Below are 24,425 nucleotides of genomic sequence, written 5' to 3' on the forward strand. Positions count from 1 at the left end.
CGATCCAGTCAGAACCTGATGGTGGCCTGCACCACCACACCGATGATGCGGCATTGCTCGGTGTACAGGTTTTTCGGGTAAGTCGGATTGAGCGGAACCAGGTAACGCTGCCCGCTCTCTTCGATCAGTTTGCGAAAGGTCGCGTCACTGCTACCGGGCAGGCAGGCGACCACCAGTTTGCCGGGCACCGCCTCGATGGCCGGATCCACCAGGATCGACATGCCCTCGGGAATGCTCAACCCACTGGGTGCGGTCATCGCATCGCCCACCACCACCAGCCAGAATGCATCGCCCAAGGCGTGGTAGTCCGTCAGTTCGTAGCGCGCCTGGCTGTAGGCGCCGGGATCGCCTTCGCGAACCTCGCCAACCTCGTGCCACTCACTGACCGGGTAACGGAAGTACGGATTGTACTTCTGCGCCAGGGCCATGCCTTCTTCTGTGGAGGTGTCCGGCTCGCGGATCACCATGGCCACTTCCAGAAACTCCAGCCCCAGCTCCCGCAAGACCCGGTTCATGTCGTCGACACTGGGCTGCCGGCGCTTGGTCAGCCAATGGCCGACGCCGCCCTGGGACATTCCCAACCGCTCTGCGAGCACCACTTGCGTGATGCGCAGCTCCTTCATCTTGGCCTTGACCAACTCTATCCATTTATCCATGTGCGGCACGATACGTGGGTGGCTCCGACCCGCAAAACACAAATTGTAGTATTTAAATTGTCGTCACAATTACGGTAAGTACTATTCTGGATTCAGGCGTTCAGTCCCTCACACGGAGATTTTCATCACCATGGAAACACCCAATACAGACCAGCCCAGCAGCCCTTTCGACGGCAAGTTCCCTTCACTGCAGGATTGCCCGGCGGCCAAACGCGCCCTCGATTACTACTTGAAACCAGGTGTTTCGCCAGCCCAGGCAGAACATCGCTTTTTCGAGGTCAGCCACAGCGTCAGCGCGGAAGAAGCCCTGGTCCATGCGTGCGACCTGCTGCGCTGTGCAGCGGCGACCGCCCATGAGTCGGCCAACCAGTTGAATGGTTCGAGCCGTGACCTGGCATTTTCGGTGGTACACATGATCGATCTGGTCAAGGTGATGCTTGACCGATCCCTGGATGGCTACCCTACTCGCTAGCGGTAACCCTTGGGAATGTCGTCGCGAACGCGGACGACGAGAAAATTTTTTCCAATCGATGCGATAAAATCATTTGACTTGCAAATGATAATGATTATTATTGCATCAGCTGGTCGCGAGATCAGTCGATAGGCCAGAAGACCTTAGGTCGGACTTCTGGAATATCTCCTCATCAGGCTAATCACGGTTTTTGACCCGGCTTTTTGCCGGGTCTTTTTTTGCCGATTTTTCGGCTTATGTCTTCAGGCTAATGAAGTCTTTTGGGGTGCTGCCAATTCGTTGGCGGCGATGATAGCAAATGAATATCCGTTTACAAGCGTCACCCCACCACACGGCCGAAAACTATCGACATCCAGCACTTGAGAATCAATTGCAGACTCTCTAAGCTGGCTCAGCGTCCAGGGAGGACGCCCCCTCGTTTACGTGACGTAAATCGTCCCGGTTTCCCCTTTCTTGCGTGTAAAGTAACGGCCATGAAAATCCTTTCCAGGAATCGTGACCGTGGCTAAATCTTCCTTTGATATCAGCGCCAATTTCGACAGCGGCAACATCGAAGTCGTCGACATCAGCAACCCGTTGCAGTCGTTACTCAAGATCAGGCCCGACACCCGCAGCGCCCATTTCCAGTGGTTCCACTTCAAGGCCAGCGGCTTGCACGTCGGCCAGGAGTACTCCTTCCGCCTGCTCAACGCCAGTCAATCGTCTTACAACAAGGCCTGGACGGGCTACCAGACCGTCGCCTCCTACGATCACGTCAATTGGTTCCGCATTCCGACCCAGTTTGAAGGCGACGCCCTGCGCTTTCATCTGGAAGCCGAACAACCCCACGCCTGGTTCGCCTACTTCGAACCCTACAGCCGTGGCCGTCATGACTGGTTGATCGAACAAGCGCAGCACAAGGCCAGCACCGAGCTATTGGCCGTTGGTAAAAGCGTGGAAGGCCGTGACATTCAATTGCTGCGCAAGGGCAGCGGTGCCGAAGGCCGGCGCAAAATCTGGATCATCGCCCAACAACACCCCGGCGAGCACATGGCCGAGTGGTTCATGGAAGGCGTGATCGAACGCCTCCAGCAGCATGACGATGGGCAACTGAACCGGTTGCTCGCCAAGGCCGACCTGTACCTGGTGCCAAACATGAACCCGGACGGCGCGTTCCACGGTCATCTGCGGACCAACGCCATGGGGCAGGACCTCAACCGCGCCTGGCAGAACGCCAGTCCGGAAATCAGCCCCGAAGTCTTTTTCGTACAGCAACAAATGGAAAAGTACGGCGTCGATCTGTTCCTCGACGCTCACGGCGATGAGGAAATTCCCCATGTCTTCACCGCCGGTTGCGAAGGCAACCCGGGCTACACGCCGCGCATCGCCGAACTCGAAGCGCGCTTTCGCAGCCATCTCAAGCACCAGACCAAAGACTTCCAGACCGCTCACGGCTACACCCGCGACGAACCGGGCCAGGCCAACATGACCCTGGCTTGTAACGCGGTCGGGCAAAAATATGACTGCCTGTCCCTGACCCTGGAAATGCCATTCAAGGACCATGACGACCACCCGAACCCGATCACCGGCTGGTCCGGCAAACGTTCGATGCAGCTGGGCAAGGATGTGTTGAGCACCATCGAAGCCATGGTTGACGAATTGCGCTGATCCAACGACCTGATCAACCCTATCCAAAGTGGACACGCTGGGTGGGAGCAAGCTTTGCCCCCACCCTCATCTAAGTCCCCTGAATCCCTGTGGGAGCGAGCCCGCTCGCGATAGCGGCGGGTCAGCTTGCAGAGATGTTGGCTGTGCTGCCGTCATCGCGAGCAAGCTCGCTCCCACAGTATTTTGAGTCGTTCACCCACTTCAGCCCTTGCCGCGCAACATACTGTCCAACACCTCATCCCGGCGCACCCACGCGTGAAACAGCGCCGCCGCCAGATGCACCAGCACAGTCAGGAACAACAAATAAGCCAGGTACCCGTGGGCCTTGCGCACCAGTGCGAATGTCTGGGCGTGGGCGGGCAGGATCGAGGGCAGTTGCAGCCAGTTACCGAGCATCACCGGATCCCCCGCCGCCGAAATCATACCCCAGCCCAACAGTGGTAAAACCAGCATCAAGGCGTACAACAGCACATGGGAGGCGTTTGCCGCCAGCACCTGCCAACCCGGCAGATCGGCCGGCAGCGGCGGTTGGCGGGTAGTAAAACGCACCACCAGGCGCACGATCACCAACAGCAAAATCGCGATGCCCAATGGTTTGTGCAACTGCAGCAGCCATTCATGGCGTGCGGACACCGAAGCGACCATGCCGGCGCCGATAAACAGCATGGCGATGATCATCAATGCCATCAGCCAGTGCAGCAGCCGAGCCAGCGGTACGAAGTGACGAGGGGCGCTCATGGGCGGGACTCCTGAGTGGTGGGCAATTGGCTTACTTCGCTGGTACGCCGCAGATAGGAGCTGGCATAAGCAGCGGAACGCGCGACCAACAGCGGATCGTCAGACCCTTCGATCCCGTGGGGCAGGATCAGCGGGTCATAATTGATGTCGCGGCATTCGCCGTTGTCCTGCGCCTGGGTGCGCTCCAGCACCAGCGTGCCGGCGTTGAGCACCTTGCGGTCAGCGGGCCAGGCCTTGCTGGCGTCGTTCACCGGGTCCCCCGGGTTGGCCAAGGTGATGTTCAGTTGCCAGCGCAACGGCCCGGCGGCGAGACGCTTCGCCAAGTCTTGCTCGAGAAAGTCGGCGCCCTGGGGTGGCGTCGCATCGGCAGCGTCCTGGCTCAGCGGTACCACGCCCCAGCGCACGGCCTGGCGCTGCCCGGCGGGGTTGACCAGATAGAAGGCGTTGATGCCGTTGTAGGTTTCGGTGGCATAGCTGGCCGACGGCTTGGCGGTCTTGATCCATTGCAGGAACGGCGCGGCTTCGGGATGCGCGGCAAAAAACGCCGGTACGGCCGCGGGATTCGGTTTTCCTGTGGCAGGGTCCGGCGACTGGGCTTGCTGGAGTTGGTAGAAGGCTTCGGGAGTGCCCACCGGAAACACGGGCATGCTGTTCATGCCGGTGCGCCATTGCTGGCCGTTGGCCTGGGTGAAACGCAACGCCAGGCTGCGAATCGGCACACTGCCGTCCGGTGCATAAGGGTTGCCGCTGGGCAAGGCGAAACGCCCAACCACGGGCGTTTGCGGCAGCGAGAACACCTGGGCGCTGGAATAGGCGCTGGCCTCGCCCGAGCTTTGGAAATAACCCGCGACGCAGGCCCCTTTCGAGTGGTTGCGTCGAAAGCCCGGGTGAACGCCGTTGTTTTTTTCCAAGACATTGACCAGTGCATCAGGTGTCAGACGCTGTGGGTCAAGGCTGCCATTGACGTAGGCAAACAGCCCGGCCAGCGCCGCAACAATCACGGCAATGCCGCTCAGGCGCAGTGTCAGGGCGGCGCCACTCAAGGGCGGCCGGCTCGCCGAGGGTGAAGGATCAACCATGAGAAAGCTCCAGGGCTCGAGGCCATTTGTTGGAAAGGATCTGTCAGACGAAGGCCTGGCAGGTTTATTCCCACGCCTCGTATTTATTTTTCCTGCACTGGAATAATCTCGTTCGCGGATCGTCTTTCCAGTCCCGGCGCAGTGACTGCCTACAGAAACCACCTTCCATGAATGCACTCGACGAACAGTTGCGCGAACTCATCCCCAGGCTACGGCGCTTTGCCGTGTCGCTGACGCGCAACCCGAGCAACGCCGACGACTTGGTGCAGATGTGCCTGGAGCGGGCGTTGTCCAAATGGCACGACAAGCGCCCGGACGGCGATCTGCGGGCCTGGCTGTTTTCGATCCTGTATCGGCAGTTTCTCGATGGCCATCGCCGCTCCCGCCGGTACGCGCGCATGCTGGAGTTTTTCACCGGCCGCGACGATGCCCACCCCTCAGCCGAGCGCAGCGTGATCGCACAGTCGTCTTTGCAGGCTTTCGATCAGCTCACCACGGAACAGCGTGCGCTGTTGTTGTGGGTGTCGGTGGAAGGCTTGAGCTACCAGCAAGTCGCCGACATCCTCGGCGTGCCGACCGGCACGGTGATGTCCCGCCTGTCCCGCGCCCGCCAGGCCCTGCGCCAACTCAGCGATGGCGAAATCACCCGCCCCACCCTGCGGATACTCAAATGATCAGCATGCCCCCCAGCGACAGCGACCTGCACGCCTACGTCGATCGTCAACTGAGCGAGGCCGACCGGCGCCTGGTGGAGACCTACCTGGTCAACCAGCCCGAAGTCGCCGCCCGCGTCCGGGCCTGGCAACAGGACGCGCAGCACCTGCGCACGGCCCTGAGCGGAACCTTGCGACAACCGCCCAACCCGGACCTCGACCCGGCCATGATTCGCCAGCGCCTGAAACACCGCGCCCATCGCCACCTGGCCAGCGCCGCGGTGTTGCTGCTGGCTGTCAGCGTGGGTGGCTTCGGTGGCTGGCAGGCGCGGCAAATGACCCTGCTCAGCGCCGCAGCGCCCATGGCCGATGCCCTCCAGGCGTACCGGTTGATTGCCCAGCAGGGCATCCTTCCAGCCGATTACCAGACCGGCGACGAGCAGCACATGCAAGATTGGCTCGACCGCTACTTCACTCAGGCCGACCGGCTGCCCGACCTGTCCAGCGCCGGTTTCAAACCGGTCAGCGGGCGTTTGCTCAGCACCGAGCAAGGCGCGGCGGCGATGGTGGTCTATCAGGACTCCAGCGGTCAGAAAATCAGCTTCTACGTGCGCCCGCCCGGCCCGAAAAACTTCCTGCTGCCCCGGGGCAGTCGCCGCGACGGCGAGTTGCAAGCCGAATACTGGTCCGGGCCGGGCTACAACTATGCGATGGTCATACCGAGTGACACGCCGACGATGCAAAGACTTAAGCAGACATTGGACTTCTGATCCGCGCAAATCCCTGTGGGAGCGAGCTTGCTCGCGATAGCGGTGTGTCAGTCAACATCATTGCTAACTGAACGGCCGCCATCGCGAGCAAGCTCGCTCCCACAAAGGGATCCGCGGTGATCTTGAGGCAGTGTTCAGCCCTGCCCAAACACCTGCGAAGGCCTGCGCAGCAGCGGGTCGAACGGGTTGATTCGCGGCCCGATCAGGGCCGCCTCGCGCTTGAGCATGTCCACCACCGTCGGCAGGCGATCGGGCCCCAGCCGGTCACTCACGGTTGCCACGCTCAAGGCGGCCACGGCCCGGCCATCACGGTCCAGGATCGGCACGGCCACCCCGGCCATGCCTTGCAATACGCCGGTGTTGCGCCCGGCGTAGCCCAGCGCGCGCACGTTCTCCACTTCCGAACGCAGGAAGACTTCGTCGTACAGATGGAAATCCTTGAGCCGTGGCAGGTTGTATTGAATCACCGTGTCGCGCTCCTCTTGCGGCAGGAACGCCAGGATCGCCAGGCTGCCCTGCCCCACGCCCAACGCCACGCGGCCACCAATGTCACCGGTGAACGTGCGGATCGGAAACGGTCCCTCGCTGCGGTCCAGACAGATGGCATCGAAGCCACTGCGGGCGAGCAGAAACAGCGAGTCCCCCAAGGACGCCGACAACCGCAGCATGGCCGGGCGCACCAGGTCGCGCAGGTTGCCGGTATTGCCGGCGCGGGCCGCCAGGGCGAAGAACTCCAGGCTCAGCCGATAGCGTTTGCTGCGGGCATCCTGCTCGACCATGCCCTCTTCCATCAGGCTGCGCAGCAAGCGATGCGTGGTGGGCTGGGACAGGCCGATGCGCTGGGCCAATTGCGTCACTCGCTCGCCGCCTTCGGCGGTGTCACCCAAGCTGCGCAACACGGCAAACAGCCTGGAGACCGCTCCGACACCGACTTCGTTCTTCTCATTATTCCGATCAGTGGAATTAACCATGCAATTTCTCACTATTAAATTTATTCACTGAATAAAACTAAAAATAGTCTTCACCTCAGTGAAATAGTCCATTGAGCCCATCCTATTCTTCGTCCTACTCTTCGTCCAGACAGGGGCGATTCGAACAACAGCGGCAGCCGACTCGAGGTCGAGCGCCAACGCACCCCAGCAGCACCCTTTCGTATCTGCCCATACAAAAAAGCGCGCCCTTGCGGCGACGCATAACAATCCCAGGTGGAGCGCAGCGATGGCTTTTGTGCAACTTGAAAGACTTGGCAAACGCTACGGCGACATCGACGCCGTGGTCGCCACCAACCTGTCGGTGGAAAAAGGCGAGTTTGTCTCGCTACTGGGGCCTTCCGGCTGCGGCAAGACCACCACCCTGCAAATGATTGCCGGCTTCGTCGAAGTCAGCAGCGGGCGCATCCTGCTGGACGGTCGCGACATTACCCACGCCAAGCCCGCCAGCCGTGGTCTGGGGGTGGTGTTCCAGAGCTACGCGCTGTTCCCCCACATGACCGTCAGGGACAACGTGGCCTTCGGCCTGCGCATGCGCAAAGTGGCCAACGCCGAACTGCAAAAACGGGTGGACCGGGTGTTGAAACTGGTCCGCCTGGACCACCACGCCGACCGCTACCCACGAGAACTCTCGGGCGGTCAGCGCCAACGCGTGGCACTGGCCCGGGCTTTGGTGATCGAACCGCCGGTGCTGCTGCTCGACGAGCCGCTGTCCAACCTCGACGCCAACCTGCGCGAAGAGATGCAATACGAAATTCGCCGCATCCAGCACGAAGTCGGAATCACCACACTGATGGTGACCCACGACCAGTCCGAAGCCTTGTCGATCAGTGACCGGGTCGTGGTGATGCAGGCCGGGCGCATCACCCAGATCGACGCGCCGTACACCCTTTACGAGCACCCGCGCACCGAGTTCATTTCCAGCTTCGTCGGCAAAGCCAACCTGCTGCCCGGCATGCGGGACAGTGCGGGCGTCGTTCAAGCCTGCGGCCAGGCCGATGGCGAGCTGACCCTGAGCCTGCGCCCGGAAAAAATCGACCTGTGCGAGGCCGGTTCAGGGCGACTGCAAGGCACCCTCGTCAGCCGTTTCTTCCTGGGCAGCCAATGGCTGTACGGCGTGTCCACCAGCCTGGGGGAACTCTGCGTGGTGCGCCGCAACGACGGCTCGGCGCCCTTGGTCGAAGGCACGGCGGTGGGCCTGGACTGGGATCCGGCACTGCTGCGGGTGCTGAGCGTGGACGAGGTGTCGGCATGAAGCTGATCGATGCGATGCGCCGTGGTCGGCAAGGCTACCTGATGTCGGCACCGGCCCTGGCCTTGTACCTGGGCTTGCTGGTGATTCCCTTGGGCTTGACCGTGGTCCTGTCGTTCAACGTCTTCGACTACAGTTCGGGCATCGACGGCAACGCCTACACCCTCGCGCACTACACCAGCCTGCTGGGTGATCCGTACTTCTACGAGATCTTTTTGCGCACATTCTGGATCAGCGCCCTGACCACTGTTTTGTGCGTGCTGATCGGCGTGCCCGAGGCGTACATCCTCAGCCGCATGGGCGCGCCGTGGCGCTCGATTTTCCTGATCCTGATTCTCACGCCGCTGCTGATTTCGGTGGTGGTGCGGGCCTTCGGCTGGAGCCTGTTGCTCGGCGCCGACGGCCTGGTCAACCAGGCCCTGCAAGCCTTCGGCGGTGCGCCGATGAAGCTGCTCTATACACCGTTCGCCGTGGTCATCGCCCTGGTCCACGTGATGCTGCCGTTCATGATCATTCCAGTCTGGACCTCGTTGCAGAAACTCGACCCGGCCGCCGAACAGGCCGCGCTGTCCCTGGGGGCGAGCCAGTTCACGGTGATCCGCAAAGTAGTGTTGCCGCAAATCATGCCCGGCGTATTGTCCGGCACCCTCATTGTGTTCGGCCTCGCCGCCAGCTCCTTCGCGATCCCCGGCCTGCTCGGCGGACGGCGCTTGAAGATGGTCGCCACGTTGATCTACGACCAGTACCTGTCGGAGCTGAACTGGCCGATGGGCGCAGCCATCGCCGTCGCGCTGCTGCTGCTCAACCTGCTGATCATGCTGTCGTGGAACCGGATGATCGAAGGCCGCTACAAGAAGTCATTGGGATAATTCGTCATGTCCAGAAACGGTCCTTTCGCGCTGCTGTTCCACACCTTGGTGGTGGTCTTCATGCTTGCGCCACTGATGGTGGTCTGCCTCGTCGCCTTCACCCCGGAAAACACCCTGAGCCTGCCGACCACCGAGTTTTCCCTGCGCTGGTTTCGCGCGGTGTTCGAACGCGCGGATTTTGTCGACGCGTTCTACAACAGCTTGGTCCTGGCGTTCTGCGCGGCCTCCCTGGCGACGTTGATTGCAGTGCCGGCGGCCCTGGCGATCACCCGGCTCGCGTTCCCGGGGCGGGATTTCTTCAACGGCCTGTTCCTGTCGCCGATCATCATTCCACACCTGGTGCTGGGGGTCGCCTTGCTGCGCCTGTTTGCGCTGATGGGCGTGAACGGCAGCTTCGCCTGGTTGATCTTCGCTCATGTGCTGGTGATCACGCCGTATGTGCTGCGCCTGGTGCTGGCCTCGGCCATCGGCCTGGACCGCAGTGCCGAACAGGCCGCGCAATCGTTGGGGGCCGGGCGCTTCACGCTATTCCGGCAAATCACCTTGCCAATGATCCTGCCGGGGGTCGCCGGGGGCTGGCTGCTGGCATTCATCAACAGTTTCGATGAAGTCACGCTGTCGATCTTCGTCACCTCGCCGGCCACGCAAACCTTGCCGGTGCGCATGTACGTGTACGCCACCGAATCCATCGATCCGATGATGGCGGCGGTGTCGGCGCTGGTCATCGGGCTCACCGCGCTGACCATGATTCTGCTCGACCGGGTCTATGGCCTGGATCGGGTCCTGGTAGGCAAACAATGAGGGTGTCATGGCACTGCTGAAACGACTGGCCGAAGGCGACCGCCCGGCCCTGGACTTCACCCTCGACGGCCAGCCCGCCACCGGGCTGCTGGGGGACACGCTGCTGACCGCCGTGCTGACCTGCGGCGAACACCTGCGCGGCAGTGACTTCAGCGCCGAGCCCCGGGCCGGCTTCTGCCTGATGGGCGCCTGCCAGGACTGCTGGGTGCGCCTGGGCGACGGCCGCCGCGTGCGCGCCTGCTCGACCCTGCTGGAAGCCGGGCAGCACATCAGCCGCGAACCGGGGCGCCAGGTATGAACACTGTCGACAGGCATGGCCTCATCGCGAGCAAGCTCGCTCCCACAGGGGGACTGCGGCGTGCACAAAACCAATATCCACGACAGATCCCATGTGGGAGCGAGCTTGCTCGCGATGACGGCTCCGACAACCCCACGAATCCCCCGGCCCTGCCCGTGAGGTGGCGATGAAACCGATAGCCATCATCGGCGCCGGCCCGGCCGGTATTCGCGCCGCGCAAACCCTGGTCGCCCATGGCCTGTACCCGGTCCTGCTGGATGAAGCCGCCCGCGGTGGCGGACAGATCTATCGGCGCCAACCGGCCAACTTCAAGCGCTCGCCCGCCAAGCTCTATGGCTTCGAAGCGCACAAGGCCAGCGCCCTCCACCAGACCCTCGACGAGTTGCGCGAACAGCTCGATTACCGTCCCGACACCCTGGTGTGGAACGCCGAAGCCGGCATGCTGGACACTTTGCATGAAGGTCGCGCCGATCGTCTTGAATACGCCAGCGTGATCGTCGCCACCGGCGCCACCGACCGGGTCCTGCCCGTGCCGGGATGGACCCTGCCCGGGGTCTACAGCCTGGGCGCGGCGCAGATCGCGCTGAAATTCCAGGGGTGCGCCATCGGCGAACGAGTGGTGTTCGCCGGCAGCGGTCCCTTGTTGTATCTGGTGGCGTATCAGTACGCCAAGGCCGGCGCCAACGTGGTCGCGGTGCTCGACAGTTCGCCCTTCAGCGCCCAGGCCCGCGCCCTGCCCGGCCTGCTGGTGCAACCGGCCACCCTCGCCAAGGGGCTCTACTACCGCGCCTGGCTGACCGCCCACGGCATCAGTGTGCACCAAGGCGCGAATCTGTCGTGTATCAGCGGCGAACGCCGGGTCCAGTCACTAAAATGGCGCAACGCAAAAGGCGAGCGAACTCTCGACTGCGACGCGGTGGCCTTCGCCCACGGCTTGCGCAGCGAAACTCAACTGGCAGATCTGCTGGGCTGCGAGTTTTCCTGGAGCGCCCTCAACCGCGCCTGGCTACCACTGCGGGACCACGCTGGGCGCAGTAGTGTGCCCGGGGTTTATCTGGCGGGTGACGGTGCCGGAATCATGGGCGCCGACGCCGCCGAGATGGCCGGTGAACGCGCGGCCCTGGCCTTACTTGAAGACATCGGTTACTTGATCGACCCGCAGCGTTGCACGCAACTGGAAGAAGCCCTCGAGCGCATCGGCCGATTCCGGGAAGGCCTGGAGCGCGCCTTTGCCTTTCCTGAACACTGGGCCGCCGACGCTGCCGATCACCTGATGATCTGCCGCTGCGAAGAAGTCAGCGCGGGCGATATCCGCCGGGTGGTGGGCGAAGGCCATTGGGAGATCAACCGGGTCAAGGCCCATTGCCGGGTCGGCATGGGTCGCTGCCAGGGGCGGATGTGCGGTGCCGCTGCCGCAGAAATCATTGCCTGCGAAAGTGGCCGCGCCGTCGCCAGCATCGGCCGCTTGCGAGCCCAGGCACCGATCAAGCCCGTGCCGTTCGGCCTGGAGGTCGAGCCATGATCGAAGTGGATGCAGTGATCATTGGGGGCGGTATCGTCGGCGCCTCGGCCGCGTTGTTCCTGAGCCAGGCCGGACGCCAGGTGGCGTTGCTGGAACGAGACTTCTGCGGCTCGCACTCCAGCGGCGTGAACTACGGCGGTGTGCGCCGCCAGGGCCGCCCCCTGTCGCAACTGCCCCTGTCGCAACGGGCCCATGAAATCTGGCACCAATTGCCCCGGTTGATCGGCATCGACGGCGAATACCAGCGCAGCGGTCATCTGAAGCTGGCCCGCAGCGCTGAAGACCTACAAGCGCTGCACGACTACGCCATCGCCAGCCAAGGCTTCGGCCTGGATTTGCAACTGCTCGATCGCACGGCCCTGCGCGCGCGTTTTCCGTGGGTCGGCGCCGTCGCGGTGGGGGCGTCGCTGTGCCCGGATGACGGCCATGCCAATCCACGCCTGGTATCCCCCGCCTTCGCCCAGGCCGCTCGCCGCCAGGGTGCGCAAGTCCATGAACAGTGCACCGTCGGCACCGTGGCGCACGACGGCCAACGCTTTGTCGTACACACCGCAACGGGCCTGACATTCCACGCGCCCTGGCTGCTGAACTGCGCCGGAGCCTGGGCCAGCCAGTTCGCCGCGCAATTCGGCGAAGCGGTGCCGATGCACACCGGACACCCGGCGATGCTGGTCACCGAACCCTTGCCCCTGGTCATGGACGCCAGCACCGGCGTCGAGGGCGGCGGTATCTACGCCCGCCAGGTCTCGCGCGGCAATTGCGTGCTGGGAGGCGGCCAAGGCTTTGCCCTGGATGCCGCTCGCGCCCGGCCCGGCCAGAACGCCGTGCTGGAAATCCTGCGCCAGGCCGTCGAGCTCTACCCGTTTTTGGAAGGCGCCCAGGCGATTCGCACCTGGAGCGGCACCGAAGGTTACCTGCCCGATCGCCAACCGGTGATCGGCCACAGCAGCACCCAGCCCGGTCTATTGCACGCGTTCGGCTTTGCCGGCGCGGGCTTCCAGATCGGCCCGGCGGTGGGCCAGGCGCTCACCGAGATCATCTGCAGCGGGGCTTCGACCACGCCGCTGGATGCGTTTTCCATCACCCGGTTTCACTCCATCTCCGTTGCTTGATAGAGGAAGGTCGTGCCAATGAATAACGTCAAACGCAGTGCACTGTTCGGTTTCTGCTCGCTGGCTTCCGCTTGCCTGGGCGCCCTGTTCCCGGTCACCCAGGCGTTGGCCGAGCCGACGCTTTACCTGGGCATGAACGGCGGCACCATGGAGCGGCTCTACGCCGATAAAGTCTTGCCGGCATTCGAGAAAGCCAACAATGTCAAAGTGGTCATCGTGCCCGGTACTTCCGCCGACATCCTGGCGAAAGTCCAGGCCAGCAAAGGCAACCCGCAGATGCACGTGATGTTCCTCGATGACGGCATCATGTACCGCGCCATCGCCATGGGGCTGTGCGACAAGCTCGAGGACAACCCGACCCTGGCGCAGATCCCGGCCAAGGGGCGTATCAAAGATCAGGCCGTGGCCGTCAGCCTCGGGGTGACGGGGCTGGCCTACAACACCCGGCTGTTCAAGGAAAAAGGCTGGGATACACCCACTTCATGGATGGACCTGGCCGATCCGCGCTTCAAGGACAAAGTGGTGTTCCAGTCGATGGCCTCGTCCACCTTCGGCCTGCACGGCTTTTTGATGTTCAACCGGATCCAGGGCGGCAGCGAAACCGACGTCGAGCCAGGTTTCAAGGCGTGGCCGAACACGGTGGGACGCAACGTGCTGGAGTACATCCCGAGCTCGGCGAAGATATCCGAAATGCTACAGACCGATGAAGCCGCGCTGTTCCCACTGACACCGACCCAGGTGACCGCGCTGAAACTCAAGGGCATGCCCGTCGAATATGCCCAGCCGAAGGAAGGCGCCGTGGTCCTCAACGTCGCCGAATGCACCATTGCGCAAAACACCCAGCCGGAACTGGCGCAAAAGCTCGCCGCTTTCCTGCTGACCCCGCAAGCCCAGGCCATTGCCCTGGAAGAAGGCGACCAGATCCCTTCCAATCCCAACACCCCGACCACCGACAAGACCCGTGGCCAGGTGGAGGCGATGAAGCGCTACCTGGAAACAGCGATTGCCGTGGATTGGGACCAGGTCAACGAGCAACGCCCGGCCTGGAACGCCCGTTGGAACCGCAGTATCGAGCGCTAGAGGGAATTTTGCAGTTATCATGCGGCATCTCACAATCAGTTGAACCGATGACCTGTGGCGAGGCAGCCTGCTCCCGCTGGGTTCTGTAGGAGCTGGCGGAGCCTGCGATCTTTTGATCTTTCACCTGGGACTCAAGCGCCAGGGGAAAGATCGCAGCCTCGTTGCACTCGACAGCTCCTACATAGCTCCTACAGCGCCGCCCAGCGGGAGCAAGCTCCCTCGCCACAGGTGTGTCCGCGTTTTTTCTTCTTGACCGACAGCGAACCCTGCCATGCACACCCTCGCCCAACTACGCGCCGGCCAACTCTCGGGCATCACCCGGCTGGACCTGGCCTGCGGCTTGACGCAGTTTCCCCGGGAAATCTTCGAGCTGGCCGATTCCCTCGAGATCCTCAACCTCAGCGGCAATCAGTTGGACACGCTGCCCGACGACCTGCATCGGCTGCCTCGCCTGCGCGTGCTGTTCTGTTCCGACAACCGCTTCACTGAACTGCCCGAATGCCTGGGCCGTTGCAGCGCGTTGACCATGGTCGGTTTCAAGGCCAACCGCATCACCCGCGTCACGGGCGCCGCGTTGCCACCAGGGCTGCGCTGGCTGATCCTGACCGACAACGACATCAGCCACTTGCCGGATGAGCTGGGCCAATGCCCGCACCTGCAAAAACTGATGCTGGCCGGCAACCGTTTGCAGCAGTTACCGGCGAGCCTGGGCCAGTGTCATCGCCTGGAACTGCTGCGCATCGCCGCCAACCAACTGACCGAGCTGCCGCCATGGTTGCTGGAGCTGCCGAGCCTCAGTTGGCTGGCCTACGCCGGCAACCCCCTGGAAACCCAGGCCGATGCCGCAGCCTTGAACACCACGACGCTCATCGACTGGTCGCAACTGACGCTGCAACGACCACTGGGTGAAGGTGCCTCCGGAGTGATTCACCAAGCGCTCTGGCAGGCGCCCGGCCAGATGGCGCGAAACGTCGCGGTGAAGCTGTACAAAGGCCAGATGACCAGCGACGGCTCCCCCCTGCATGAAATGCATGCCTGCATCACAGCCGGTCGACACCCAAACCTGATTGACGTGTCGGGCCAGGTCGCCGGGCACCCCGAGCAACAGGCCGGGCTGGTCATGGCACTGATCGAGCCCAGCTATCGCAACCTCGCCGGGCTGCCGAGCCTGGCGTCATGCACCCGCGACGTGTATGCCGATGAACTGCGCCTGAACGCCCCGGTGGCCTTGCGCATCGCCCACGGCATCGCCTCGGTGGCGGCGCACCTGCACCGCCAGGGCATTACCCATGGGGATCTGTACGGGCACAATATCCTGTGCAATGACCAGGGCGATTGCTTGCTGGGGGACTTTGGCGCGGCGTCGTTCCACGCCACGGCCGACACCGTGCAAACCCGCGCACTGCAACGCATCGAGGTACGGGCCTTCGGGATCTTGCTGGGGGAATTGCTGGCGCGGATCGAACCGACGCCCAGTGCGCAGGATCTTGCATGGCTGCTGGATTTGGAGGCGCGCTGCTGTCAGCCGGAGGTGCTGGCACGGCCGGGGTTCGATGAGATTGAAGGCTTACTGCGCGAGTTCAAACACAGCGGTTGAGCCAGCAGCACCAACCTGTCAAGCACACCATCTATTGTGGCGAGGGGATTTATCCCCGCTGGGCTGCGCAGCAGCCCCCTAAATCCTGCAGAGTCAGGCAGACATACTCAAGTCGTCTGGTTTTAGGGCCGCTTCGCGGCCCAGCGGGGATAAATCCCCTCGCCACATGTCCATCATGTCCCTGACCCAAACAGCGTGGTGCTTAACCCGCCAACCCGACAAACATGTCCTGCACGTCGTCATGGTTGTCGAGGCCTTCGAGGAAGGCTTCGACTTCAGCCATCTGCTCGTCGGTCAAGCCGCTGACCGGGTTCTTCGGCTGGTAGCCCAGCTTGGCCGACAACACGGTGAAGCCCTGCTCCGGCAAAGCCTTCTGCACAGCATCGAGGTCGGCAGGATCGGTGAGGAACAACGTCGCGCCGTCTTCGCCCGGCTCGAAATCCTGGGCACCGGCCTCGATGGCGGCCATCTCCGGATCGGCGTCCGGGCTGTCCGGAGCGGCTTCGATCATGCCGACGTGGTTGAAGTCCCACGCCACCGAACCCGAGGCGCCCAGTTGGCCCTTGCGGAACGCGACGCGAATTTCAGCGACGGTACGGTTGATGTTATCGGTCACGCATTCAACGATCAGCGGCACCTGGTGCGGCGCGAACCCTTCGTAGGTGACGCGGTGGTACTGCACGGTTTCACCGAGCTGGCCAGAACCTTTCTTGATCGCACGTTCCAGGGTCTCGCGGGGCATCGAGGCCTTCTTCGCCTGCTCGACCACCAGACGCAAGTGCGCGTTGGTCGCGGTATCGGCACCGTTACGCGCGGCAATGGTGATTTCCTTCACCAGTTTGCCGAAGATCTTGCCCTTGGCGTTGGCAGCCGCTTCTTTGTGTTTAACCTTCCACTGTGCGCCCATTACTCACTCTCTTGTCTGACGCGCCGAGACATCTGCCGGCCGGCGCTGTGGCGCAAGTTTATACGGCCTAAACCGGCTGATCGACCAAAAAATTCAGCCTGCCGGATCGACATTTTCACAGTGTGTTGTAGGGCTTTTCTGAAATAGCGGCTCGCAAGCACCGTTCCCCCCCGTGGTTTCGTACCCTCTGGGCCTCTGTCCCTGCCAGTAGGAGGCGCGATGCGCAACGACACGGAAAGTCCCTTCAGCCTGACGCTCACGCAAAACGACTTGCAGCTGCAAGTCTTGCGCTTCAATGGCCGCGAAGCCCTCAACCAGCCGTACCGCTTTGACCTCGAACTGATCGGCCTGGCCCCACCGATAAACCCCGACCTGCTATTGGGGCATCCGGCGTTCCTGCGCCTGGACGGCGATTCGGGCATCCATGGGGTTGTCCACAGCGTCAGCCTGAGTGCCTCGGCACCGCGGCGCATCGGCTACCGCTTGACGTTGGTGCCTTACCTGCTGCGATTGGAACAAGGCCCGCGGCGCCGGGTTTTCCATCGGCTCAGCGTGGTGCAGTTGCTGCAACGCCTGCTGGAAGACAACGCTCTGCCCGCTGACAGTTACCGTTTCGAGCTGCCCCATGGGCAGTATCCGTGTCGCCCATTCTGCATCCAGTACGACGAAAGCGACCTGGCCCTCCTGCAACGGCTGTGTGAGGAAGAAGGCATTCATTACCACTTCGAACACACCCCCCAGGGCCACGTCCTGGTGTTTGCCGAAGACCCGAAGAGTTTCCCCGCGCGCCCCGTCGAGTTGCCCCTGCGCCCGAACGACAACTCGATACCAGCCATCAAGCGCTTGTATTTGCGCCATCACGCGATGGTGCCTGGCGTGCCTGTCGGGTTCCGTGACCGGGGGGCGACCGAAACCGAGGCCCCGGCGGCGAATCAACCCCTCGAGCAGATCGACCATGAGGCGATGCACGGCGACCCGGCCCTGACTCACCGTTACCAGGCCGGACGCCGCCATCTGGAACGGTTGCGCTGTCGGCAACGGGAAATCCATGGCCACAGTGATCAACCGGCCCTGCACAGCGGCGACATCGTGCAGATCTGCGAACACCCGGTTTCCACCTTCAACGATCAATGGCTGATCACCGAGGTCCAGCATCGCGGGCGGCAGTTTTCGATCCTTGAACCGGACCTGCCCACCACACCGTCGGCCCGTGACTACCGCAACCGCTTCACCGCCATTCCCTGGTCCACCGTGTTCAGGCCGGCCCTCAAGCACCTCAAACCATGCATTCCCGGGTATCACCTGGCCCATGTACTCGGCCGCACCGGCCAGCCGGCCCCGTTCGATGAGCGCGGCCACGTGAGTGTCAGCCTCTGGGCACCGGACCAGGAAGGCATCACGCTGCCCGTGTCGCGACTGACGCTGGGCGACAGCCCTCCCCTGATGGCCGGCAGCGAAGTGCTGGTGAGCTTTCTCGATGGCGACCCCGACCGACCGGTGCTGTGCCCCGGGGCTGTCGATACCGGCGCAGGACACGCCGCCGCCCCACCGAAACCATCCCTTGGCAATCACGATGCCGGGCTGCTGTTGGACTGGCTGCTGAACCCGCCAGACTTCACACCCTGATCCTGCCTTTTGGCTTCTTGCCAGCAAACCTGATCTGGTTCATGCAAACCCAGCGAAACGGGCTTACAGTAAAGACACGCCGCGTTAGACGGCGCTCGACCCTGATTGTTGGAGATACCCGCAATGCCCTGGAAAAACTCGGAAAGCCGCTACAGTACCGTCACGGTAACTTTGCATTGGCTGATGCTGGTCCTGCTGGCCGTGGTTTATGCCTGCATTGAGTTGCGGGGAATTTTCCCCAAGGGCAGCGGCGGCCGGACACTGATCAAGGAAGCGCATTTCATGCTCGGCCTGACGGTGTTCGTGCTGGTCTGGCTGCGCCTGTTCGCCCGCAGCATGGGCAAGGCACCGGCGATTTTCCCGGCATCGCCTGCCTGGCAAACCGTCCTCGCCCGCCTGATGCACTGGGCGCTGTACCTGTTCATGATCGCCATGCCGCTGCTGGGCTGGCTGATCACCAGCGCCGAAGGGCACCAGGTGATGTTCTACGGTTTCGATCTGCCGTTGCTCATCAATCAAGACAAGGATTTCGCCAAGCAACTGGAAGGCTGGCACGTGCTGGGCGGCACCATCGGCTATTGGCTGATAGGCCTGCATGCCTTGGCGGGGCTGTATCACCACTATGTGGTACGGGACAACACGCTGCTGCGGATGATGCCCAAACGCGGCTGATTGCCCGTCAATCGAACCCTCGGCGGCCTTGCAAACCGCCGGTGTGGACAAAGACCAGGCGCGTGCCGGGGGCAAAGCCTCCCGCCTCGACCCGCGCCTTGAGCACCATCAAGGCTTTGCCGGTGTACAACGGCTCCAGTTCGATGGCCGCCGTGATTTCGATGAAGGCCGTGAGCTCGGCATCGACCCGTGCGAACCCGCCACGGCTGCCGTCGAACAACTCATGACGCGGGCTGGAAAGCCCCGCTTCTCCCACGATGCGCTCGACCTGCCGGGCCACGCCATGGTCCGGGGGCACGGCCAGTACGCCGTAGACCGGGCGCTCGCCCGCTTCGGCCAGCACCAGTCCGGCCAGCGATGTTCCAGTACCGCAAGCCAACCACCAGCCGTGATAATCCGCCCATCCCAGCGCCGCCAATTGTTCACGGACACTGGCCACCCACGTCATGCAGCCTTGCGCCCCAGGCAATCCCGAACCGCCCTCGGGCACCGGATGCAAATGTGGATAGCGAATCTGCCACGGCTCCCAGAAATCCGCTGCGTGCCGCTCCCGGTATCCGCCATATCCCAACCAGTGCAGGTCCATGCCAAACGCTTTCAGGTCGCGCACCGTCGGCGTGTCCCGGGGGTGACCGCGCAATAGCCCGGCCGTGGGAAAGCCGAAGCGCTTGCCGGCCGCCGCCAGCGCATGCAAATGGTTGGAATACGCACCACCCAGGCTCATGACCCCTTCGGCCCCGGCCTCATGGGCGGCGCGCAGATGCGGGACCAGCTTGAACCACTTGTTGCCGCTGATCAGCGGATCGATCCGGTCCAGGCGCAACACCGCTACTTCGACACCGGCACGGGCGAGCCAGTCCAGGTGAAGGGGTTCGAGTCGGGGTTGGGGATGCCAGTCGAGGGCGGGAAGCAGCATGGCGGCAGATCGGGTGGAAAACGGGCCGGTATCTTAACAGCTGGCGGGGGACTTCAGGTTCACCCCTCCCCACTGTGGGAGCGAGCTTGCTCGCGATAGCGGCAGATCAGCCAACATCCATGCAACTGACTCACCACAATCGCGAGCAGGCTCGCTCCCACAAGGGTTTTCCTGGGATTGATCCTTACAACTGCGCCGCCAACCGCGAACCCTGGTTGATCGCCCGCTTGGCATCCAGTTCCGCCGCCACGTCGGCACCGCCGATGAGGTGAACGACCTGCCCCGCCGCTTCCAGGCCTTCCTGCAGCTCACGCAGCGGATCCTGGCCGGCGCAGATCACGATGTTATCCACCGCCAGCACTTGCGGCTCGCCGGTTTCGCCGATGCGAATGTGCAGCCCGTCATCGTCGATCTTCAGGTATTCGACGCTGTTGAGCATCTGCACCTGCTTGTTCTTCAGGCCCGTGCGATGAATCCAGCCGGTGGTCTTGCCCAGGCCGTCACCGACCTTCGAGGTCTTGCGTTGCAGCAGGAACACCTGGCGCGCCGGTGCATGGGGTTCAGCCTTGATCCCGGCCACTCCGCCGCGAGCCTCGAGGTGGGTGTCGATGCCCCACTCCTTCCAGAACGCCTCGCGGTCCTGACTGGTGGCGACGCCCTGGTGAACCAGAAACTCCGACACGTCGAAGCCAATACCGCCGGCACCGATCACTGCGACGCTGCGGCCCACCGGCTTGCGCTCGAGGATCACGTCCAGGTAGCTCAAGACCTTGGCATGCTCCACTCCGGGAATCGCCGGCACGCGTGGGGCGATGCCGGTGGCGAGGATGATCTCGTCGTAGCCGCCCGCCACCAATTGCGCCACATCCACCCGCGTGTCGAGGCACAGCTCGACATGGCTGGTCTGCAATTTGCGCTTGAAGTAGCGCAGGGTTTCGAAGAACTCTTCCTTGCCCGGCACGCGCTTGGCGATGTTGAACTGACCACCGACTTCACTGGCCGAATCGAACAGCGTCACCTGATGCCCACGTTCGGCCGCCACCGTGGCCGCGGACAACCCGGCCGGGCCGGCACCGACTACGGCGATTTTCTTCACGTGGGTCACTGGCAGGTAGTTCAGCTCGGTTTCATGGCAAGCCCGTGGGTTGACCAGGCAAGTGGTGAGCTTGCCGCCAAAGGTGTGGTCCAGGCACGCCTGGTTGCAGCCGATGCAGGTGTTGATTTCATCGCTGCGACCGGCAGCGGCCTTGTTGACGAACTCTGGATCGGCCAGGAACGGCCGCGCCATGGAAACCATGTCGGCATCGCCTTCGGCCAGGATCTGCTCGGCCACTTCGGGGGTGTTGATGCGGTTGGTGGTGATCAGCGGGATGCTCACCGAACCACGCAGCTTGGCCGTGACTTTGCTGAACGCCGCCCGCGGAACCTTGGTGGCGATGGTGGGAATTCGTGCTTCGTGCCAACCGATACCGGTGTTGATGATCGTCGCGCCGGCCTGCTCGATGGCCTTGGCCAACCGGACGATTTCGTCCCAGGTGCTGCCACCGTCCACCAGATCGAGCATCGACAGGCGAAAAATGATGATGAAATTCGGGCCCACCGCTTCGCGCACCCGACGGACGATTTCCACCGGCAGGCGCATGCGGTTTTCATAGCTGCCACCCCAACGGTCGGTACGGTGGTTGGTGTGGGCCGCCAGGAACTGGTTAATGAAATAACCTTCCGAGCCCATGATCTCGACGCCGTCGTATTCGGCCTTCTGGGCCAGGACCGAACAGGTGACGAAATCGCTGATCTGCTTCTCGATACCCTCCTCGTCCAGTTCCTTGGGCTTGAATGGATTGATCGGCGCCTGGATCGCGCTCGGTGCCACTTGCTTGGGGCTGTAGGCATAGCGCCCGGCGTGAAGAATCTGCATGCAGATCTTGCCACCGGCCTCGTGCACGGCCCGGGTCACGATCCGGTGCTTGAGCGCCTCTTCTTCCGTGGTCAGATTGGCCGCGCCGGAGTAGACCCCGCCCTCGTCGTTCGGCCCGATCCCACCGGTGACCATCAGGCCCACGCCGCCCCGGGCGCGCTCGGCAAAATACGCCGCCATGCGTTCGAAGCCGCCGGGTTTCTCTTCCAGGCCGGTGTGCATCGAGCCCATCAGGGTACGGTTGCGCAACGTGGTGAAACCCAGGTCCAGCGGGGCCAGCAGATGCGGGTAATGGGAGGCGGTCATCGGTAACTCCACAACGGGCGATCACGGAAAAAGCACAAGCTCTGCGGCTTGCGTCTGTCATGACCCACAGCGTAGGAGTCCGGACGCGGGCGCTCAATGACCGTAACTGACAATTTAATGATCCAGATGTGCAGCGCGCCGATCAGCTGCCGGGGGGATCGAAGGTCACCCAGCACCTCATCAATGCTGTTCAGATAATTCCTTGGACACCTTCTGCAGGTGCTTGCCGGGCGTACAAATCAGCGCCTGCCCTTCGCTAATCCCTTGTTTTACCGTACCCTGCCCCGTAGCTCCTGATGAAAAATCATGAACCTGCACACGGCCGCTGACTGTTCCCCCATGCGCAAATTTCTGTACCTGCTGTTTTCACTGGCCTTGATTGCCGCCCTGGTCACCTACGCACTGTGGACGACCGATCGTCCGGCGGGTCATTACCTGTCAGACCTGCGTATCAACCTGGCGGTCGACCAGGGCACGCCCGCCGACCGCGGCAACCTGCTGGGCATCCAGCCCGAACTGTTCCCCACCGACTACCAGAGCCCCGAGCGCCTGCACCGTAAACTGGCGGCCTACCTGCAGGCGGCTCGCGACCAGGGTTTTCTCAATGCCAAGACCGTGGTGGTCCTGCCCGAGCACATCGGCACCTGGCTGATGGTCGGTGGCGAAAAAGACGAGTTGTACCAGGCCACCACCCTGAAGAAAGCCATGCACTGGCTGGCGGTCAGCAATCCGCTGGCGTTTATCCAGGCGCTCGTCAGCGCTCAAGGCGATAACCGCCTGGAGGATGCCTACCTGCGCATGAAGGCCGATAGCATGGCCCGCGACTATCAAGCGCTGTTCGGCGGACTGGCCAAGGAGTTCGGCGTCACTCTGGTGGCCGGCTCCATCGTGCTGCCCGAGCCCAGCATCAGCGACGGCGAGCTGAAGATTGGCCGCGGCGCCCTGTACAACAGCAGCCTGGTGTTCAGCAGCGATGGCCGGCCGATCGGCCAGCCACAACGCCAACGACATCCGGTATTCGAACAGCGGGATGTGCTGGGCGCCGACCATCCGGCCCCCCCCCTCGTCATAGACACCCCCGCCGGGCGCCTGGGCGTACTGATCGGCAGCGACAGCTGGTACCCGCTCCACTACCGGCAGCTCAACGAACAGGGCGCGCAACTGATCGCGGTGCCCGCCTTCGTCATCGGTCGCGGCGCCTGGGACAAGCCCTGGAGCGGGTATAAAGGCCTGTCCACACCGAGCGAAGTGAGCCTCAAGCCCGGTGAAGTAAGCGAGGGGCAAGCCTGGCATCGCCTGACACTGACCGGCCAATTGCCCATCAGCCAGGCCCGGGGCGGTGTCAGCGTATTCCTGCGTGGCCAGTTCTGGGACAGCGGCAGCGCCGGCCAGAGTTTCATCAGCCACAACGGCCAGCACTTCCCCGATGGCGAAGCCCATGGCGCTCGCCTGCTTAACCTGTGGTTGTGACCATGAAACCGCAGCCGATGCGCCTGGGGGACCTGTCAGTAGGCTTCGTCCACAGCCTGGCTGACGCAATTGCCAGCCATGGGCAAGACCCAAAGCCCTTGCTGGAGCAGTACGGCCTCGATGCCGCGCGCCTGGCCGAGCCCGGCGCACGCCTGTCGATCCCACGCTACATGCGCCTGGGCCACGCCGCGATTCAACAGACCCAGGACCCGGCCCTGGGCCTGCGCATGGGCCAACTCGGGCGCTTGAGCCAAGCCGGGCTGGCGGGCGTTACCGCTGCCCAGGCGCCGACCGTGCGCGAGGCGGCCCGCTGCATGATCCGTTTCGAGCCGTTGTATGGTTCCAACTATCGCGGCCAATCGAGTTTTCATGAGGATGCCCGCGGCGCTTGGCTACGGTTCTATTCCATCAGCCCGTATAACGCCTACAACCGCTTCGTCGTGGATTCGATCATCGCCGGCTGGCTGGCCCAACTGTCCAGCGTCAGCGGCATCGCGCTGCGGCCCGAACGCATCGACATCGAATTCGAGGAACCGGCGTACCTGGAGGCTTACCGCACGCTCGGTGACTGCCCGATCCAGTTTGGCGCCGAACAGAATCAACTGCGACTGGGCCTGGACAGCCTCGCCCAACGCAACCCACAGCATTGCCCCAGCACCTGGCACCATATGGTTCAATTGTGTGAACGGGAATTGGAACAACTGACCCGCACCCGCAGCCTGCGTGAGCGCATCATTCAACTGCTGGGACCGTTGCTCAGCGGGGGCCGGGAACCCGACCTGGAAGAAGTGGCGGCCCGCCTGAAACTGCCGACCTGGACCCTGCGGCGCAAGCTGGCCGAGGAAGGCACGCAATTTCGCGCCATCCTCAACGACACCCGCCGCGACTTGGCCATGACCTACATACGCGATACCGAACTGGCGTTCGGCGAAATCGCCTACTTGTTGGGGTTTGCCTCAGCCGAGGCCTTTCAACGAGCCTTCAAGCGCTGGAACGACCAGACGCCCGGGGAATTTCGTCGTAGTCACAGAGGGCGTTGAGCTTCAAGCGCTAGCTTGCTCTCTTACAACTCCGT

The 24,425-nt window shown here is 62.9% G+C and carries 23 protein-coding genes; 16 read left to right on the top strand and 7 right to left on the bottom strand.

All coding sequences use genetic code 11. The features are described from left to right. Nucleotides 1–8 precede the first annotated feature (8 nt). Complete coding sequence (locus tag BLU85_RS02095; protein ID WP_092197156.1) at nucleotides 9–656, bottom strand: LexA family protein; 648 nt, start codon at nucleotides 654–656, stop codon at nucleotides 9–11. A gap of 130 nt (nucleotides 657–786) precedes the next feature. Here BLU85_RS02095 and BLU85_RS02100 point away from each other — a divergent pair, with 130 nt between their 5' ends. Together BLU85_RS02100 and BLU85_RS02105 are read left to right on the top strand one after the other, a co-directional pair. Continuing rightward, nucleotides 787–1,128 (top strand): DUF6124 family protein, encoded by a 342-nt coding sequence (locus BLU85_RS02100; RefSeq protein WP_092197159.1) that lies wholly within the window; start codon nucleotides 787–789, stop codon nucleotides 1,126–1,128. Nucleotides 1,129–1,623: 495 nt separating this feature from the next. Beyond that, the gene (locus tag BLU85_RS02105; RefSeq protein WP_092197162.1) at nucleotides 1,624–2,775 is read left to right on the top strand and encodes a M14 family metallopeptidase; all 1,152 of its coding nucleotides are present in this window, start codon (nucleotides 1,624–1,626) and stop codon (nucleotides 2,773–2,775) included. A gap of 201 nt (nucleotides 2,776–2,976) precedes the next feature. Here BLU85_RS02105 and BLU85_RS02110 read toward each other — a convergent pair whose 3' ends face one another. Further along, nucleotides 2,977–3,513 carry a cytochrome b gene (locus BLU85_RS02110; RefSeq protein WP_092197165.1) on the bottom strand — a complete coding sequence of 179 codons (537 nt, stop codon included), beginning with the start codon at nucleotides 3,511–3,513 and terminating at the stop codon, nucleotides 2,977–2,979. Further along, nucleotides 3,510–4,592, bottom strand: a complete 1,083-nt coding sequence (locus BLU85_RS02115) for a catalase family peroxidase (RefSeq protein ID WP_092197168.1) — start codon at nucleotides 4,590–4,592, stop codon at nucleotides 3,510–3,512. Before BLU85_RS02115 ends, BLU85_RS02110 begins: the two co-directional genes overlap by 4 nt. A 167-nt stretch (nucleotides 4,593–4,759) precedes the next feature. On the opposite strand from BLU85_RS02115, the gene BLU85_RS02120 reads away from it, so the two are divergent. Further along, nucleotides 4,760–5,266 carry a sigma-70 family RNA polymerase sigma factor gene (locus BLU85_RS02120; RefSeq protein WP_092197171.1) on the top strand — a complete coding sequence of 169 codons (507 nt, stop codon included), beginning with the start codon at nucleotides 4,760–4,762 and terminating at the stop codon, nucleotides 5,264–5,266. Then, a complete protein-coding gene (locus BLU85_RS02125; RefSeq protein WP_092197174.1) occupies nucleotides 5,263–6,015 on the top strand; it encodes an anti-sigma factor family protein in 753 nt (250 codons plus the stop codon). The genes BLU85_RS02120 and BLU85_RS02125 overlap by 4 nt, the downstream gene beginning before the upstream one ends. Before the next feature lie 134 nt (nucleotides 6,016–6,149). Here the strand turns inward: BLU85_RS02125 and BLU85_RS02130 are convergent, their stop codons facing one another. Then, complete coding sequence (locus BLU85_RS02130) at nucleotides 6,150–6,986, bottom strand: IclR family transcriptional regulator (protein WP_092197177.1); 837 nt, start codon at nucleotides 6,984–6,986, stop codon at nucleotides 6,150–6,152. 247 nt (nucleotides 6,987–7,233) lie between these two features. Here BLU85_RS02130 and BLU85_RS02135 point away from each other — a divergent pair, with 247 nt between their 5' ends. The 8 genes from BLU85_RS02135 (at nucleotide 7,234) to BLU85_RS02170 (ending at nucleotide 15,535) form a co-directional block, all read left to right on the top strand. Next, nucleotides 7,234–8,259: an ABC transporter ATP-binding protein gene (locus BLU85_RS02135; RefSeq protein WP_092197180.1), complete on the top strand. Its 1,026-nt coding sequence runs from the start codon at nucleotides 7,234–7,236 to the stop codon at nucleotides 8,257–8,259. Then, nucleotides 8,256–9,125 carry an ABC transporter permease gene (locus BLU85_RS02140; protein ID WP_092197184.1) on the top strand — a complete coding sequence of 290 codons (870 nt, stop codon included), beginning with the start codon at nucleotides 8,256–8,258 and terminating at the stop codon, nucleotides 9,123–9,125. The genes BLU85_RS02135 and BLU85_RS02140 overlap by 4 nt, the downstream gene beginning before the upstream one ends. Nucleotides 9,126–9,131: 6 nt before the next feature. Next, nucleotides 9,132–9,926, top strand: a complete 795-nt coding sequence (locus BLU85_RS02145; RefSeq protein ID WP_092197187.1) for an ABC transporter permease — start codon at nucleotides 9,132–9,134, stop codon at nucleotides 9,924–9,926. Nucleotides 9,927–9,933: 7 nt separating this feature from the next. After that, complete coding sequence (locus BLU85_RS02150) at nucleotides 9,934–10,224, top strand: (2Fe-2S)-binding protein (protein ID WP_092197190.1); 291 nt, start codon at nucleotides 9,934–9,936, stop codon at nucleotides 10,222–10,224. Between the two features lie 166 nt (nucleotides 10,225–10,390). Continuing rightward, the gene (locus BLU85_RS02155) at nucleotides 10,391–11,746 is read left to right on the top strand and encodes an FAD/NAD(P)-dependent oxidoreductase (RefSeq protein WP_092197193.1); all 1,356 of its coding nucleotides are present in this window, start codon (nucleotides 10,391–10,393) and stop codon (nucleotides 11,744–11,746) included. After that, on the top strand, nucleotides 11,743–12,858 hold the full coding sequence (locus BLU85_RS02160; RefSeq protein ID WP_092197196.1) for an NAD(P)/FAD-dependent oxidoreductase: 1,116 nt from the start codon (nucleotides 11,743–11,745) through the stop codon (nucleotides 12,856–12,858). Before BLU85_RS02155 ends, BLU85_RS02160 begins: the two co-directional genes overlap by 4 nt. Before the next feature lie 18 nt (nucleotides 12,859–12,876). Then, complete coding sequence (locus BLU85_RS02165) at nucleotides 12,877–13,938, top strand: ABC transporter substrate-binding protein (protein ID WP_092197199.1); 1,062 nt, start codon at nucleotides 12,877–12,879, stop codon at nucleotides 13,936–13,938. A gap of 271 nt (nucleotides 13,939–14,209) precedes the next feature. Continuing rightward, nucleotides 14,210–15,535: a leucine-rich repeat-containing protein kinase family protein gene (locus BLU85_RS02170; protein WP_092197202.1), complete on the top strand. Its 1,326-nt coding sequence runs from the start codon at nucleotides 14,210–14,212 to the stop codon at nucleotides 15,533–15,535. A 202-nt stretch (nucleotides 15,536–15,737) separates the two neighbouring features. On the opposite strand, the gene BLU85_RS02175 is transcribed toward BLU85_RS02170, so the two are convergent. Beyond that, a complete protein-coding gene (locus tag BLU85_RS02175; RefSeq protein WP_003183149.1) occupies nucleotides 15,738–16,442 on the bottom strand; it encodes a YebC/PmpR family DNA-binding transcriptional regulator in 705 nt (234 codons plus the stop codon). A gap of 219 nt (nucleotides 16,443–16,661) precedes the next feature. On the opposite strand from BLU85_RS02175, the gene BLU85_RS02180 reads away from it, so the two are divergent. Together BLU85_RS02180 and BLU85_RS02185 are read left to right on the top strand one after the other, a co-directional pair. Then, the gene (locus BLU85_RS02180) at nucleotides 16,662–18,068 is read left to right on the top strand and encodes a type VI secretion system Vgr family protein (RefSeq protein WP_092197205.1); all 1,407 of its coding nucleotides are present in this window, start codon (nucleotides 16,662–16,664) and stop codon (nucleotides 18,066–18,068) included. A 123-nt stretch (nucleotides 18,069–18,191) separates the two neighbouring features. Next, nucleotides 18,192–18,740 carry a cytochrome b gene (locus tag BLU85_RS02185; protein WP_092197208.1) on the top strand — a complete coding sequence of 183 codons (549 nt, stop codon included), beginning with the start codon at nucleotides 18,192–18,194 and terminating at the stop codon, nucleotides 18,738–18,740. Nucleotides 18,741–18,747: 7 nt separating this feature from the next. Here the strand turns inward: BLU85_RS02185 and BLU85_RS02190 are convergent, their stop codons facing one another. Together BLU85_RS02190 and BLU85_RS02195 are read right to left on the bottom strand one after the other, a co-directional pair. Then, entirely contained in the window at nucleotides 18,748–19,656 is a 909-nt protein-coding gene (locus tag BLU85_RS02190) for a 1-aminocyclopropane-1-carboxylate deaminase/D-cysteine desulfhydrase (RefSeq protein ID WP_092197211.1), read from the bottom strand. 184 nt (nucleotides 19,657–19,840) lie between these two features. Continuing rightward, nucleotides 19,841–21,880, bottom strand: a complete 2,040-nt coding sequence (locus BLU85_RS02195; protein WP_092197214.1) for an oxidoreductase — start codon at nucleotides 21,878–21,880, stop codon at nucleotides 19,841–19,843. Between the two features lie 339 nt (nucleotides 21,881–22,219). Between BLU85_RS02195 and BLU85_RS02200 the strand changes: the two genes are divergently transcribed. Both BLU85_RS02200 and BLU85_RS02205 read left to right on the top strand, forming a co-directional pair. Beyond that, nucleotides 22,220–23,350, top strand: a complete 1,131-nt coding sequence (locus BLU85_RS02200) for a carbon-nitrogen hydrolase family protein (RefSeq protein ID WP_092197775.1) — start codon at nucleotides 22,220–22,222, stop codon at nucleotides 23,348–23,350. Nucleotides 23,351–23,352: 2 nt separating this feature from the next. Further along, a complete protein-coding gene (locus tag BLU85_RS02205) occupies nucleotides 23,353–24,390 on the top strand; it encodes an AraC family transcriptional regulator (protein ID WP_092197217.1) in 1,038 nt (345 codons plus the stop codon). Nucleotides 24,391–24,425 lie beyond the last annotated feature (35 nt).

Origin of the sequence: Pseudomonas sp. NFACC14 (assembly GCF_900106885.1) — a bacterium.
GTDB classification, from domain to species: Bacteria; Pseudomonadota; Gammaproteobacteria; order Pseudomonadales; family Pseudomonadaceae; genus Aquipseudomonas; species Aquipseudomonas fluorescens_AA.